The organism is Burkholderia sp. Bp9012, assembly GCF_003853825.1.
Lineage (GTDB): Bacteria > Pseudomonadota > Gammaproteobacteria > Burkholderiales > Burkholderiaceae > Burkholderia > Burkholderia diffusa.
In genome coordinates this window covers 229784-243706 of the sequence record NZ_QTQA01000010.1, presented here as the reverse complement: position 1 = coordinate 243706, position 13923 = coordinate 229784, and the positions used below count along the sequence as shown (strand labels likewise).

The following is a 13923-nucleotide window of genomic DNA, read 5'->3' as shown; positions in this document are numbered from 1 at the left end:
CAACTGGGGAAAGACATGAACGCTTATTTGCATCAGTTCCTGTTCGGGATCTACCCGTACATCTGTCTCGCGGTGCTGCTGGTCGGCAGCCTGATCCGCTTCGACCGCGAGCAGTACACGTGGAAGAGCGATTCGTCGCAGCTGCTGCGCCACGGGATGCTGCGGCTCGGCAGCAACCTGTTCCACTGGGGCGTGCTGGTCGTCGTGCTCGGGCACTTCGGCGGCTTCCTCGCACCGCACTGGCTCGTGTCGCCGTTCCTGTCGGCGTCCGGGCACCAGCTCGTCGCGATGGTGGCGGGCGGTGCGGCCGGCGTCGCGGCGATCATCGGGCTGACGATCCTGATCTGGCGCCGCCTCGGCGACCCGCGCATCCGCAAGAACAGCCGCCAGTCCGACATCCTGATCGTGCTGATGCTGTGGGTGCAACTCGCGCTCGGGCTCGGCACCGTCGTGCTGTCGACGCGTCACATGGACGGTGTGATGTTCGAGCAGCTCACCGATTACGTGAAGGGCGTCGTCACGTTCCGGCCGGACATCGCAAGCCTGCTGGTCGGCGTGCCGCTGACGTACAGGCTGCATATCCTGTTGGGCTTCACGATCTTCCTCGTGTCGCCGTTCACGCGGATGGTGCACATCTGGAGCGGCATCGCGTCGGTCGCGTACCTGATCCGCCCGTACCAGCTCGTGCGCAAGCGCTGAGGAGGCCACATGAACGACGTTCTCTCCGAAGTCGCGACCGCGCCGCTGGCGATCAACGGCGTTGCGATCGACGACGCGGCCATTGCGGCCGAGGCCGAGCATCACGGCGATGCGCCCGATCCACTCGACGCGGCACGGCACGCGCTCGCGGTGCGCGAACTGCTGCGTCAGCGCGCGGTATCGCTCGGGCTGATCGATGAAAGCACACCGCTCGACGACGCAGCGGTCGATGCCTTGCTCGAGCGCGAGTTGACTCACGTGCCCGAGCCCGATCGCGCCGATTGCGAGCGCTACTACGGGCAGCATCCGACGCGTTTTCGCCGCGGCGACATCGTGTATGCGAGCCACGTGCTGTTCGCGGTGACCGACCGCGTGCCGCTCGCACCGCTGCGGCAGCGCGCGGAACGTGCGCTCGCCGACGTGGTGGCCGCGCCCGACACGTTCGAAGCGGTCGCGCGCGCGTCTTCGAATTGTCCGTCGGCACAAGTCGGCGGCAGCCTCGGGCAGCTCCTGCGCGGCGACACCGTGCCGGAATTCGAGGCTGCGCTGTTCGATACGGACGGGCTCGGCGTGCTGCCGAAACTCGTCAATACCCGCTTCGGCTTCCACATCGTGCGCATCGAGCGACGCGTGCCTGGCGACGTGGTGCCGTTCGACGAGGCCGCCGGCCAGATCGCCGCGTACCTGTCGGAACGCGTGCGGCAGCGGGCGATACGGCAGTACGTGGCGATACTCGCGGGCGGCGCGCGGGTCGAAGGCGTGACCTTCGACGGCGCGAACGGCCCGCTCGTCCAATGAAACGAGGTTTTGCGTATGGCAATTCAACAAGGTAACGTCCGCCTGGCCGCGGAGACGCCGGCCATTCCGCTGCGCGCATGGTCGGTGCTGGCCGCGAGCACGCTCGCGTTCATGGTGTGTTTCGTCGTGTGGATGATGTTCGGCGTGCTCGGCGTGCAACTGCGCACCGATCTCGGGCTGAACAGCACGGAATTCGGGCTGCTCACGTCGACGCCCGTGCTGACCGGCGCGCTGATGCGCTTGCCGCTGGGCACGTGGACCGACCGCTTCGGCGGCCGGATCGTGATGACGGTGCTGCTCGTCGTGTGCGCGATTCCCGTCTACATCGTCAGCTACGCGACGCAGCTGTGGCAGTTCCTCTTGATCGGGCTGTTCCTCGGCTGCGTCGGCGCGTCGTTCGCGGTCGGCACGCCGTACGTCGCGCGCTTTTTCCCGCCGAAGCGGCGCGGGCTCGCGATGGGCGTGTTCGGTGCGGGCACGTGCGGCGCGGCGGTCAACCTGTTCGTCACGCCGCTGCTGCTGTCCGCATATGGATGGCGCTTCGTGCCGCGCGTCTACGCAGTCGCATTGCTCGTCACGGCCGTGATCTTCTGGTTCGCGTCGGCACCCGATCCAGGGGCAGGAAAACGGGGTGGATCGGTGCTCGACGCGTTCAAGGTGTTGCGCGATCCGCGCGTGTGGCGGCTCTGCCAGTACTACTCGATCACGTTCGGCGGTTTCACGGCGCTCTCGCTGTGGATCCCGCAGTACCTGAAGAGCGAATACGGGATGTCGCTCGTGATGGCATCCGCGTTCGCGGCCGGCTTCTCGCTGCCGGGCTCCGTGCTGCGTGCGCTCGGCGGTGCGCTGTCCGACCGCTTCGGCGCGCATGCGGTCACCTGGTGGGGACTGTGGGTCGCGTGGATCTGCCTGTTCCTGCTGTCGTATCCGGCGACCGACTTCGTGATTCACACGATCGACGGCACCGCGTCGCTGAATCTGTCGATGCCGGTGGCAGGCTTCGTCGCGCTGACCTTCGTGCTCGGTGCGGTGTTCGCGTTCGGGATGGCGTCGACCTTCAAGTACGTAGCCGACGATTTCCCGGACAACATGGGCGTCGTCACGGGCATCGTCGGCCTCGCGGGCGGGCTCGGCGGCTTTCTGCTGCCGATCCTGTTCGGCCTGCTGCTCGACTTGCTGCGCGTGCGCACGACCTGCTTCATGTTCTTGTACGGGATCGTGTGGGTGTCGCTGATCCTGATCTACCTGTCCGAGGTGCGGCGCACGCCCGTGACGGGCTGAACGTTCCTGCGCGATGCCGGTAGCCTGCGGCATCGCGCACGCATCTTGCAGCACGCCGGGCGTTTTCGAGCGTCCGCAGTTCTGTCAAACTGGCGCCCATGACACCGCGCCTCGCCTTATCGCCTTCCTCCGATTCCACACCTGCGCCCGCGGGCTTCCCCGACGCCGACGAACTGGCCGCGCTGCGCGCGTGGTACGCGGGCATGACCGTGCGGCAGGCCGTCGAGCGCTACCTGCCCGATCGGCTCGGCGAAGGGCGCTCGGCGCGCGGCGTGATCGGCGGGATTCGTCGCCGTCTCGTGCGTGTCGCGCGGCAGGCAGGGCGGCCCGATCTCGCGGAGCAACTGGGTCATGCCGACAGCGCGCGCATTCAGATGGCGAAGGCCGCGACCGATGCGATCGGCCTGCTGCGCCATGCGCGAGCGCCGGTGCCGCAGATCAGCGACGACGTTGGTTTGTGGCTGCCCGCACGCGCAGTCGTCGCGCTGCGCGCACACGGGATCGCGACGCTGGCCGACCTGACCGTGCGGATTCCGCGGCGGCGCCAGTGGTGGCGCGCAATAACGGGGCTCGGCGTGGCGAGCGCACGCCACATCGAGGCGTTCTTTTCCGCGCATCCCGACTTGACCGAGCGGGCGCGGGCGCTGATCGCGGCGACGCCGCGCAGCGCCATCGTGCCGTGGGAGCAGCTGAAGTTGCCGCACGAGGTCGACGGGTCGGCCGGCACGTTCCGCGCGCCGCGCGCGACCAGCACGCTCGACGCGGACAACGATTACGCCGCCGTGCACGCGTGGCTGTCGCTGCACGAATCGGCCGCGACGCGCCGCGCGTACCGGAAGGAGGCCGAGCGGCTGATCCTGTGGGCGATCGTCGAGCGCGGGCGCGCGCTGTCGTCGCTGACCACCGAGGATGCGGTTGCGTATCGCGCGTTCCTGCGCAACCCGACGCCGCACGAACGCTGGATCGGCCCGGTGCGGCCGCGCGGCGCGCCGGACTGGCGGCCGTTTTCGGGCGGACTGTCCGCGCGTTCGGCCGCGTACACGCTATCGGTCCTTGGTGCGCTGTTCCGCTGGCTGATCGAGCAGCGCTATCTGCTCGCGAATCCGTTCGCGGGCGTCAAGGTGCGCGATACGCGCGGCGCGAATGCGCTGGACACGTCGCATGCGTTCACCGAAGGCGAGTGGCTGCTCGTGCGCACGATCGCGGACGGGCTCGAGTTTCGCAAGGGCAAGCCGTCCGGCGCACCGCAGTCCGGCTGGACGCCGGCCGCCGCGCAACGGCTGCGTTTCATCCTCGATTTCGGCTATGCGACCGGGCTGCGCGCGAGCGAACTGGCCGGCGCGACGCTTGGCGACATCGAAACGGACGCGCACGGCGATGCGTGGCTGAAGGTGATCGGCAAGGGCAGCAAGGCCGCGCGCGTCGCGCTGCCGCCGCTCGCGCGCACGGCGCTCGATCGTCATCTGGTCGCGCGGCGGCTGCCGGTCACGCCGGTGCGCTGGCGGCCCGATACGCCGCTGATTCCGAGCCTTGCGGAAGACGGGGCGGCCGGAATTACGAGCGTGCGGCTGTGGAAGGTGATGCAGCGTTTCTTCGCGCAGACGGCCGCGCTCGTCGATGACGACAACCCGTCGCTCGCGCAGAAGCTGCGCCAGGCGAGCCCGCACTGGATGCGTCATACGCATGCGACGCATGCGCTCGCGCGCGGCGCGGAGCTGACGACGGTGCGGGACAACCTGCGGCATGCGTCGATCTCGACGACGTCGATTTATCTGCACGGGGACGATGTGAAGCGGGCACGGCAGATGTCGAGTGCGTTTTCGGCTGACAAATGAGCAGGGCGCGCGCGTGATCGCATGAAATCTGAACGGAACGACACCGCGTCGGTAACGGTCAGAAGGGTTATTCGGTAACGGAGCGGATGGATGGCATCGAGTCAGGGAACCGTCGATTTCGTCGTCGAGCAGATGGCTGCAGCGGGTACCGTGTCGGCGCGCAAGATGTTCGGCGAGTACGGCATCTACTGCGACGGCAAGATGGTCGCGCTGGTGTGCGACGACCGGTTGTTCGTCAAGCCGACGCCTGACGGGCGTGCGTTTCTCGGCACCTGCGACGAAGCGCCACCGTATCCGACGGCGAAGCCGCATCTCGTCATCGGGGACGACCGCGAATGGCTGTCGACGCTGATCCGGATCACTGCTGCGCAACTGCCGGTGCCGGTGAAGCGGGGTCGATAGCAGTCGGCGTATTCTGTGAACCATGTGCGCGACCATCGCGCCCCCGCTGGAGCACAAGAATGGAGACATCCGAACATCCGCAAGCACCGCGATATGCGCGCCGCGCATGGCACGCGCTCGTCGCAGCCCTGTGCCTCGGCTGGTGCGCGCTGTCGTTCGGCGCGGACGGCGCGGCGGCGCTGCTCGACCGTTACCACAGCCTCGGTGCGCAACTGAAGGACAACGCGTTTCACCGGCCGCTATACCTCGAATCGTCGGAGGCGTCGTCGTCGCTGAAGGGCGACATTTACGCGGTCGTCGACTATCCGTTTTCCGTCGTGAACGGCAAGCTCAACGATCCCGCGCAGGGCCCCGCGAACTGGTGCGCGGTGCTGATCCTGCACCTGAACACGAAGTACTGTCACGCGTCGACCGGCAGCGACGGCCCGGTGCTCGACGTGAACCTCGGCCGCAAGATCGAGCAGAAGCTGTCGGATACCTATCGCGTGCAGTTCCGCTACCGCGTGGCCGCCGCGACGCCTGACTATTTTCAGGTCGACCTGACCGCCGACAGCGGCCCGATGGGCACGAAGGACTACCGGATCGCGCTGGAGGCCGTGCCGGTCGGCGCGTCGCGCACGTTTCTGCACCTGACGTATTCGTACGGCTTCGGCGCCGTCGGCCGCATGGCGATGAAGACCTACCTCGCGACGGTCGGCAGCGACAAGGTCGGGTTCACGGCAGCCAGCGGCGCATCGGCGACGCAGCCGCAGTACATCGGCGGCGTGCGCGGATTGCTGGAGCGCAACACGATGCGCTACTACCTCGCGATCGACACGTATCTCGCGACGCTCGACAAGCCGCTCGACCAGCGCCTTGCGCGCTGGTTCGACGCGACCGAGCAGTATCCGAAGCAACTGCACGAAGTCGAGCGTGGGGCGTATCTGCAGATGAAGGCACAGGAAGTGCAGCGGCAGCAGGCGGCGCGATGACGCCGCCTGCTGCCGGGCTGCTCGGCGCCGATCAGTTCGACGCGCCGCCGACCGTGCGAATGCTGTGCCACTGCCCCTGTTCGACGCGGAACAGCGTGTAGGGCGGCTTGATCAGGTCGCCGCGTTCGTCGAACGAGATCTTCCCCGTCACGCCCGTGACCGACACCCCCGGCAGGCTCGCGACGATCTTGCCGCGATCGACCGAATCGGCCTTGCGAACGGCCGCGATCATTGCGAGTGCCGCGTCGTACGCGAACGGCGCATACAGCTCGACGTCCTGGTTGAAGCGCGCCTTGTAGCGCTGCGCGAACGCGATGGCGGACGGCAGCTTGTCGAGCGCCGGGCCCGGCTCGAGATCCTGCGTGCCTTCGCCCGCGTTGCCGGCGATCTTCAGGAACGCATTGCTTTTCAACGCGCCGGCGCCGAACAGTTGCGCGCGGATGCCGAGCGAGCGCATCTGCTTGACGAGCATCGCGCCCTGTTCGTCGAGGCCGCCGAAGAACAGCAGGTCGACGTTGTTGCTCTTCATCGTCGTCAGGATGCCGCGGAAATCGACGGCCTTGTCGTTCGTGTATTCGCGGCCGACGATGCTGCCGTGCGCGTCCTTGACGCCTTTCTCGAATGCGTCGGCAAGCCCCTGGCCGAATGCGGTGCGATCGTCGATGATGCCGATCCGCTTCGCCTTGAGCTGCTCGACCGCGAAGCGGCCGGCCACCACGCCGCCGACGCCGTCGTGCCCCATCGTGCGGAACACGTTCTTGAAGCCCTGCATCGTCAGTTGCGGATTGGTCGAGCCGGGTGTGATCATCGCGACGTTCGCCTGCTTGTAGACGGCCGACGCGGGGATGCTGCAGCCTGAGTTGTAGTGGCCGATCACGCCGACCACGCCGTCGTCGACGAGTTTCTGTGCGACCTGGATCGCGATGCGCGGATCGGCCTGGTCGTCCTGCACGTCGAGCACGAAACGTACCGGCTTGCCGCCGATGATCGGATGTTTCGCGTTCTCCTCGTCGAGCGCAAGCTGCGCACCGTATTGCAGGTCCTTGCCGACGCGCGCGACGGGCCCCGTCAGCGGGCCGGCGAAGCCGATCTTGATGGTTTCCGGGGCCGCGGCCTGCGCGGACGCGGCGACCGTGCCGATCGAGCAGACGGCCAGCCAAACCAGCCAGTTACGACGATTCATGATGCATGCCTCCTTGCAGTGGTTGAAATCGCGGCGCGCGTCAGAATCGCGCGGTCCGGTATGGCGTGAGGTCCAGCGGTGGCGAGCGCTCGGCGACGAGGTCGGCGACGATCCGCCCAGTGATGCCGGCGAGCGTCACGCCGAGATGCTGATGACCGAATGCGTGGATCACGCGTGTGCTGTCGCGTGCGCGGCCGATGACCGGCACGCCGTCGGGCAGCGTCGGCCGGAAGCCGAGCCAGCTGCGCGTCGGTGCGCCGAGCGACGGCAGCGCCTCGCGTGCCGAGCGCGTAAGCAGCGCGACGAGCGAGCGGTTCATCGGCGCGTCGAAGCCGCCGAGTTCGACGGTGCCGGCCGCGCGCAATCCTTCGTCGAGCGGTGTCATATAGAAGCCGCGCTCGGCCCAGCCGACCGGCCGCGTGACGATCTGCTCATGCGCGGCGAATTGCACGTGATAGCCGCGCTCGGTATCCAGCGGCACGGCATCGCCGCACGCGGCTGCGAATTCACGCGAGCGGGCGCCCGCGGCAATGACGACGTGATCGAAGGCGCGCACCGAGCCGCCCGCATGCACGTTCACGCTGTTGCCGACGGGCTCGATCCGCTCGACGCGCTCGCGTTCGAGCGTCGCGCCGCCGGTTGCCAGATGCGCGAACAGTTCGCCGAGAAACCCGTGCGGATCGGAGAAATGCCAGCTTCCGACGAACAGCACGCCGCGCGAGAAGATCGGCGCGAGCGCGGGCTCGAGCCGGCGGATCGCGTTCGCGTCGAGCAGCTCGAACGGCACGCCGAGCCGGCGCCGCAGCGCGAGCGACGGCTCGGCGGCATCGAACGACGCCTGCCGCGCGTACAGGTACAGGCATTCGCGCGGCCGCACGAACGCCGCAAGCCGCGCGGTGGACAGCAGTGGCGCATAGCCGTCGGCGGCGCGCGACAGCAGCGCGGCCAGCGCGCTTGCGCTCTGCGCGTGGTGCGCGGGCGTCGATGCGAGCAGGAACCGCGCGAGCCACGGCGCGCCGCGCAGCAGGTACGGCCAGCGGATGCGCAGCGGGCTGTCGGCGGCGAACAGGAAGTGCGGGATGTTGCGGAACACGGACGGGCCGTTCACCGGCACGCAGCCGTACGGCGCGAACGTCGCGGCGTTGCCGAACGACGCGCCGTGGCCGACGCCGGCCGGATCGAACAGCGTCACGCGATGCCCGTCGCGCTGCAGCCATGCCGCCGCGCCGAGCCCGATGAAGCCTGCACCCACGATGGCGACGTTCGCCATGACGCATCCCCTCCGGCACACATGATTCACACAAAGTTGAGATTAAGAATCACACAGTAATTTTTTGTGTGCAATCAAAATCAGATTGTGTGGTGCTAGTGTTTACCCGATTTGAATCGGTTGATTCGACAGACTTTTCCGCTGGCGTTTGACGGGGAGGGGATGTCATATACAATCGCTGGGCAGGTGAAAATGGCAGACAAACGTTTTTTGTGTGGTCACAGGCGATAAATGGCATCAGACAAACTTTCCGGCGAGCGCGACGGCGGTGCGCCGGTGCAGGCGAAGCGGCCGACTTATGTCGAGGTATCGAGCTCGATCGAGGCGGAGATCCGCAACGGCATGTATCCGCCCGGCAGCCGCCTGCCGCCGCAGCGCCAGCTCGCGACCGAGCTCGGCATCAACGTGTCGACCGTGTCCCGCGCGTACAAGGAACTGCAGTTGCGCGGCCTCGTGATCGGCAGCAAGCGCCGCGGCTCGCTCGTCACCGGCGGCGCGATGCCGAGCATCGCGCCGGCCCGTGCGTCGCTCGCGGCAGGCAACGGCGTGATCGACCTGACCGTGAATCGCCCGGCGACCGGCGATTTTCTCGCGAGCCTCGCGCAGACATTCGCCACGCTGCCGAACGACCCGCGTTTCGTCGCGCTGCAGGAATACCAGCCGCCGCAGGGGCCCGACTGGGCGCGCGCGGCCGGCGCGCGGTGGCTTGCCGCGCCCGGCTTCGCGCCGTCGAGCGACCAGGTGGTCGTCACGAGCGGTGCGCAGCACGGGCTGTATGCGGTGCTGAACAGCCTGATCGGCACCGACGGCGTGATCGTCGCCGATCGCCTCACGTATTACGGGCTCAAGGCGCTCGCGCCGGTGTTCCAGTTCGAGATCGTCAGCGCGCCTGCCGACGACGACGGCCTGCTGCCCGACGAGATCGAGCGGATCTGCCAGCGCATGCCGGTCAAGGCGATCTTCGTCGTGCCGAACCTGCAGAACCCGACCGTGACGACGATGAGCCTCGCGCGCCGGATGGCGCTCGTCGACATCGCGCGGCGCCATCACGTGACGATCATCGAGGACGACGTGTATGGCCCGCTCGTGCGCGACCGGTTGCCGGCGATTGCGGGGCTGTGCCCCGAACTGACGTTCCATATCGGCGCGACGTCGAAGATTCTTGCGCCGGGGCTGCGCCTCGGCTACCTGAGCTGCCCGCGCGATAGCGTCGCGCTGTGCGCGGAAGCAGTGCGCACGACCGCATGGATGCCCGCGCCCACGTCGATGCTGATCGCGACGGTATGGATCGAGGACGGCACCGCCGAGCGGATCATGGCCGCGCAACTCGCGGAGATCCGCGCGCGCGTCGATCTCGCGCGGGAACTGCTGCCGGCCGGGCAGCTGAAGTCCGATCCTGCGTGCATGTTCGTGTGGCTGCGACTGCCACCGCCGTGGCGCGCCGACGACTTCGCCGCGAACGCGAAGGCGCGCGGCGTGATCGTGATGCCGTCGTCGACGTTCGCGGTTGATCGCGCGGAAATCGAGCACGGCGTGCGCATCAACCTCGCGTGCCCGGCGACGCGCGACGAACTCGTGAACGGGCTGCGGATTCTGGCCGGCACACTGAAGGACCGGCCGCGCGCGCTGTTCGGGTCGGTCTGACGCGCGCCGCTTGCGCCGGCAACCCCGCAACCACATCGACGTCGCGGCAGCGTTTCGTCCACGGTAGCGACGATACTGCCGGTTCGCTCCCCGTGTCGGGCAGACCGACGTCGGTGCCCGCACCGGGCGCAGGTGAACAGCCGCAGCGCGTTGCGCCACCGGGCAGCGTCCGCATCTCGTCCCGAGCCCTTCATCTTCGGCTCGCCGCCGCCCGTGCCGCACGCCCCATCGCTCTCGCGCCATCTTCATGGCGGTGCAGCTCGGGCCGCCTCGACCTTTTCCCGTCTGGCCGGTCGGGCATGACCAGCCAGCGCCCACGGCGCTGCGCGTCAAGTCGTATTGCTCTCCGGTCGCCGCTCCCCGCACCAGATTCGTAAGACGTACAGTTCGCCCGAAGGCGCGAATTCGCGCCGAACTGTACTCTTCTGTGCGTGTCCGATGTGTGTACTCTGCGTCAACTGTTCTGCTTTTAAGATTCCATCATCAAGTGCACAGTGCCGCAGGCCCAGACATCACGGGCCTTCCGGCGCATCTTCAAAAGCGAGCCACTGCGATGGAAAAGGCAAAACCCGAGGGAGCAATCAGGCATCACGACAGCCTGGTCAGCAGGCAGCACACGCACGGAACGGGCGTGCACGGGGCGGCGGCGCGCATGCGCTGGGCGGCGGGGAGCACGCAATGAAGCTCTACGAAAAACTCGCGGACGACATCGAACGTCTGATCCGCCAGGGCGTGTACCGGCACGGCGACCGGATTCCGTCGGTGCGGCAGGCGAGCCAGCAGCACCGGATCAGCATCACGACCGTGCTGCACGCGTACCTGTTGCTCGAAAGCCGCGGGCTGCTGGAAAGCCGTCCGCAGTCGGGCTACTTCGTGAACCTGCGTCGCGACGACAACCATGCGCCGGTGCGCGATCTGCGGCCGTCGAAGCCGATCGCGATTTCGTCGTCGGTCGACATGAGCCGGCTCGTGCTGTCGACGTTGCGCTCGATCGGCACCGACGACGCGGTGCCGCTCGGTTCGCCGTATCCGGATCCGAGCCTCTTTCCGTTCGAGAAGCTGAACCGCTACGCGTATGCGGCCGGCCGGGACAAGTCGCTGTGGGGCGTGACCGACGGGCTGCCGCCCGGCCATCCGCGCCTGATCCGGCAGATCGCACGGCGCTACCTGGAAAACGGCATGTCGGTCGACCCGAACGAGATCATCGTGACGGTCGGCGCGACGGAGGCGATCAACCTGTGCCTGCAGGCGGTCGCGAAACCGGGTGACACGATCGCGGTGGAGTCGCCGACGTTCTACGCGATGCTGCATGCGATCGAGCGGATGGGGATGAAGGCGATCGAGGTCGCGACGCATCCGGAATACGGGATCGATATCGCCGCGCTGGCGGCAATCGCAAAGTCGCAGCCGATCGCCGCGTGCATGGTGATGCCGAATTTCCAGAATCCGCTGGGCTTCCAGATGCCCGACGAGCGCAAGCGCGAACTGGTGGAATTCGCGACCCGCGTCGACATGCCGATCATCGAGAACGGTGTGTATAACGAACTGTATTTCGGCGAGTCGCATCCGGGCACGCTGAAGTCCTACGACCGCAACGGGATCGTGCTGCATTGCGCATCGTTTTCGAAGAGCTTGACGGCGGCTTACCGGGTCGGCTGGGCGTTGCCGGGCCGGTATCGCGATCAGGTCGAGAAGCTGAAGTTCCTGAACACGCTGGCCACGCCGTCGCTGCCGCAGCTTGCGATCGCCGAGTTTCTCGAACGCGACGGCTACGAGCATCACCTGCGGCGCTTGCGCAAGGCGTATGCGCAGCAGGCGAACCTGATGCGCGCGATGGTGTCGCGATTCTTCCCTGAAGGCACGCGCATCTCCAGCCCGGCCGGCGGCTACGTGCTGTGGGTCGAGTTGCCGGTGCAGGTCGACGCGATGCGGCTGTATCAGCTCGCGCTGGAGCAGGGAATCACGATCGGCCCCGGCTACATGTTCTCGATCACCGACAATTACCGGAACTTCATCCGGCTGAACTACAGCAGCCCATGGTCGCCGGAGATCGAGCGGGCGGTGATCGCGGTCGGGAAGCTCGCCGCCTCGTGCGTGCGATGAAGCGAAGGCCGGTGCGCGTCGCACGCATCGGCCCGGACGGCGGAGCGCGGCGATCGGCCGGCCCTTACGCGCAGAAACCCGGACACGCGCGCGAGGTGCGTCGATCCGGTCGAGCGCGTGATGCTCAGCGACTGCCGCGCGCAACGGCCAGCAAGATCCCGAAGCCGACGAGCAGGACACCAAAGGTGCGGTCGATCCAGTGACGTAAGGACAACAAACGATCGCGGACGGCCCGGGCGGAGAAGCAGACGGCCACCAGGCTGAACCAGCCCGCATGCGCAAGCGCGATGAACAGGCCGTAACCGATCTGCACGATCAATGGCGTATCGGGGCGAACGGCCTGCATGAACAGGCTGACGATGAACACGGTGGTTTTCGGATTCAGCGCATTGGTCAGGAAACCGGTGCGCAGCGCCGCCAGATCGGACAGCGGCGCGGCAGGCGTTACGGGCTGTCCGCGCGCGGGCCTGGCTGCGAGCATCTTCGCGCCGAGGTAGATCAGGTAGATCGCCCCGAGGAGCTTCACGGTATTGAAGAGCCACAGGGATTGACGGATCAGCAGGCCTACGCCGAGCAGCGTATAGCTCACGTGTACCGTCACGCCCAGCCCGATCCCCCATGCGGTGAGCAAGCCCGACCGGCGCGAGAGCATCAGGCTGTTGCGCGTGACCATCGCGAAATCCGGCCCCGGGCTGATGACCGCGAGTAAAGTGATGGTGACTACGAGTATCCATTCTGTCATTGCATTGTCCTTTTGATTTTCACCGTGATGCGCCAATATTAGGGATCACGGTTCACCAGGAAAAGCGATGATTTCTGACCAAGATGGTGAGTTGGAGTCACAGAATGTCCGCGCCAGTCTGCCGTCGCTGATGGCGCTGCGCTGCTTCGAGGCGGCGGCGCGCCATGAGCATTTCAGCCGCGCCGCCGATGAATTGCACGTGACGCACGGCGCGGTCAGTCGCGCGGTGCGCCTGCTCGAAGACGATCTGGGCGTGGCGTTGTTCGAGCGGCGCAGTCGCCGTGTGTTCCTGACCGATGCGGGCCGCAAGCTGGCGCAGGCCGTCCACGAAGGTCTGCATCTGATCAGGCAGACCGCGCATGAATTGCGGACCGAGGCGGCCCGTGCGCAGCGTTCGGTGCTGTCGTGCGAACCCACGCTGCTGATGCGCTGGCTGATCCCGCGCTGGCCGAACTTCCAGGCAATGTACCCGGGCGTCGACATCCACCTCGCCGCGGCGGGTGGCCCGTTCTCGTTCGACCACGGCATCGACATGGCGATCCGCCGCAATGACTTTGCGTGGCCCGACGGTTATCACGCGGAGAAACTGTTCGCAGAAAGGGTGGGGCCGGTGTGCCGGCCCGACAAGGTGGACAGGTGGTTTTCCGGCAGCCGGGACGGTCGCGCGCTGAAGCGCGGCGTGCCGCGGCTGCATGCCCGGACACGGCCGGACGCGTGGAAGGAATGGGCGGCGGCCGCGCATCGACCGCCGGGCAGCGGGCGCGGGCAGGTGTTCGACCATTTCTATTTCAGCCTTCAGGCGGCCGTCGCGGGGTTGGGTGTCGCAATCGGTCCGTGGCATCTCGTTCGCGATGACCTCGAAAGCGGCGTGCTGGTCGCGCCGATGGGTTTCGTTGAGGACGGCTCGCACTATTGTCTGCTGACGCCGGCGCCCGTGAAGGACGGGAGCGCGCAGTGGGCGCTGCGCGACTGGCTGAGGACGATGGTCTGACGCG

12 protein-coding genes are annotated in these 13923 nt (G+C 67.2%); 9 read left to right on the top strand and 3 right to left on the bottom strand.

What is annotated here, in order from left to right; genetic code table 11:
- Positions 1-15: 15 nt before the first annotated feature.
- The 6 genes from narI (at position 16) to DIE11_RS16380 (ending at position 5986) form a co-directional block, all read left to right on the top strand.
- Positions 16-699: a respiratory nitrate reductase subunit gamma gene (narI, locus tag DIE11_RS16405; RefSeq protein WP_059605860.1), complete on the top strand. Its 684-nt coding sequence runs from the start codon at positions 16-18 to the stop codon at positions 697-699.
- Between the two features lie 9 nt (positions 700-708).
- Positions 709-1497, top strand: a complete 789-nt coding sequence (locus DIE11_RS16400) for a peptidylprolyl isomerase (protein WP_124625526.1) — start codon at positions 709-711, stop codon at positions 1495-1497.
- A gap of 15 nt (positions 1498-1512) precedes the next feature.
- Positions 1513-2778 (top strand): nitrate/nitrite transporter, encoded by a 1266-nt coding sequence (locus DIE11_RS16395; RefSeq protein WP_124625524.1) that lies wholly within the window; start codon positions 1513-1515, stop codon positions 2776-2778.
- 98 nt (positions 2779-2876) lie between these two features.
- The gene (locus DIE11_RS16390) at positions 2877-4613 is read left to right on the top strand and encodes a site-specific integrase (protein WP_124625523.1); all 1737 of its coding nucleotides are present in this window, start codon (positions 2877-2879) and stop codon (positions 4611-4613) included.
- Between the two features lie 90 nt (positions 4614-4703).
- The gene (locus DIE11_RS16385) at positions 4704-5015 is read left to right on the top strand and encodes a TfoX/Sxy family protein (RefSeq protein WP_124625521.1); all 312 of its coding nucleotides are present in this window, start codon (positions 4704-4706) and stop codon (positions 5013-5015) included.
- 59 nt (positions 5016-5074) lie between these two features.
- A complete protein-coding gene (locus tag DIE11_RS16380; protein WP_124625519.1) occupies positions 5075-5986 on the top strand; it encodes a hypothetical protein in 912 nt (303 codons plus the stop codon).
- Between the two features lie 31 nt (positions 5987-6017).
- Here DIE11_RS16380 and DIE11_RS16375 read toward each other — a convergent pair whose 3' ends face one another.
- Positions 6018-7169, bottom strand: coding sequence for a branched-chain amino acid ABC transporter substrate-binding protein (locus tag DIE11_RS16375; RefSeq protein ID WP_124625517.1), 1152 nt, complete (start codon positions 7167-7169; stop codon positions 6018-6020).
- Between the two features lie 40 nt (positions 7170-7209).
- The gene (locus DIE11_RS16370) at positions 7210-8439 is read right to left on the bottom strand and encodes an FAD-binding oxidoreductase (RefSeq protein WP_124625515.1); all 1230 of its coding nucleotides are present in this window, start codon (positions 8437-8439) and stop codon (positions 7210-7212) included.
- Positions 8440-8670: 231 nt separating this feature from the next.
- Between DIE11_RS16370 and DIE11_RS16365 the strand changes: the two genes are divergently transcribed.
- A complete protein-coding gene (locus DIE11_RS16365) occupies positions 8671-10083 on the top strand; it encodes a PLP-dependent aminotransferase family protein (protein ID WP_124625512.1) in 1413 nt (470 codons plus the stop codon).
- Positions 10084-10761: 678 nt separating this feature from the next.
- A complete protein-coding gene (locus DIE11_RS16360) occupies positions 10762-12186 on the top strand; it encodes a PLP-dependent aminotransferase family protein (RefSeq protein WP_124625510.1) in 1425 nt (474 codons plus the stop codon).
- A gap of 124 nt (positions 12187-12310) precedes the next feature.
- Here DIE11_RS16360 and DIE11_RS16355 read toward each other — a convergent pair whose 3' ends face one another.
- A complete protein-coding gene (locus DIE11_RS16355; protein WP_124625508.1) occupies positions 12311-12928 on the bottom strand; it encodes a LysE family translocator in 618 nt (205 codons plus the stop codon).
- Positions 12929-12995: 67 nt separating this feature from the next.
- Between DIE11_RS16355 and DIE11_RS16350 the strand changes: the two genes are divergently transcribed.
- Entirely contained in the window at positions 12996-13919 is a 924-nt protein-coding gene (locus DIE11_RS16350; RefSeq protein WP_124625506.1) for a LysR family transcriptional regulator, read from the top strand.
- The last annotated feature ends 4 nt before the right edge of the window (positions 13920-13923 follow it).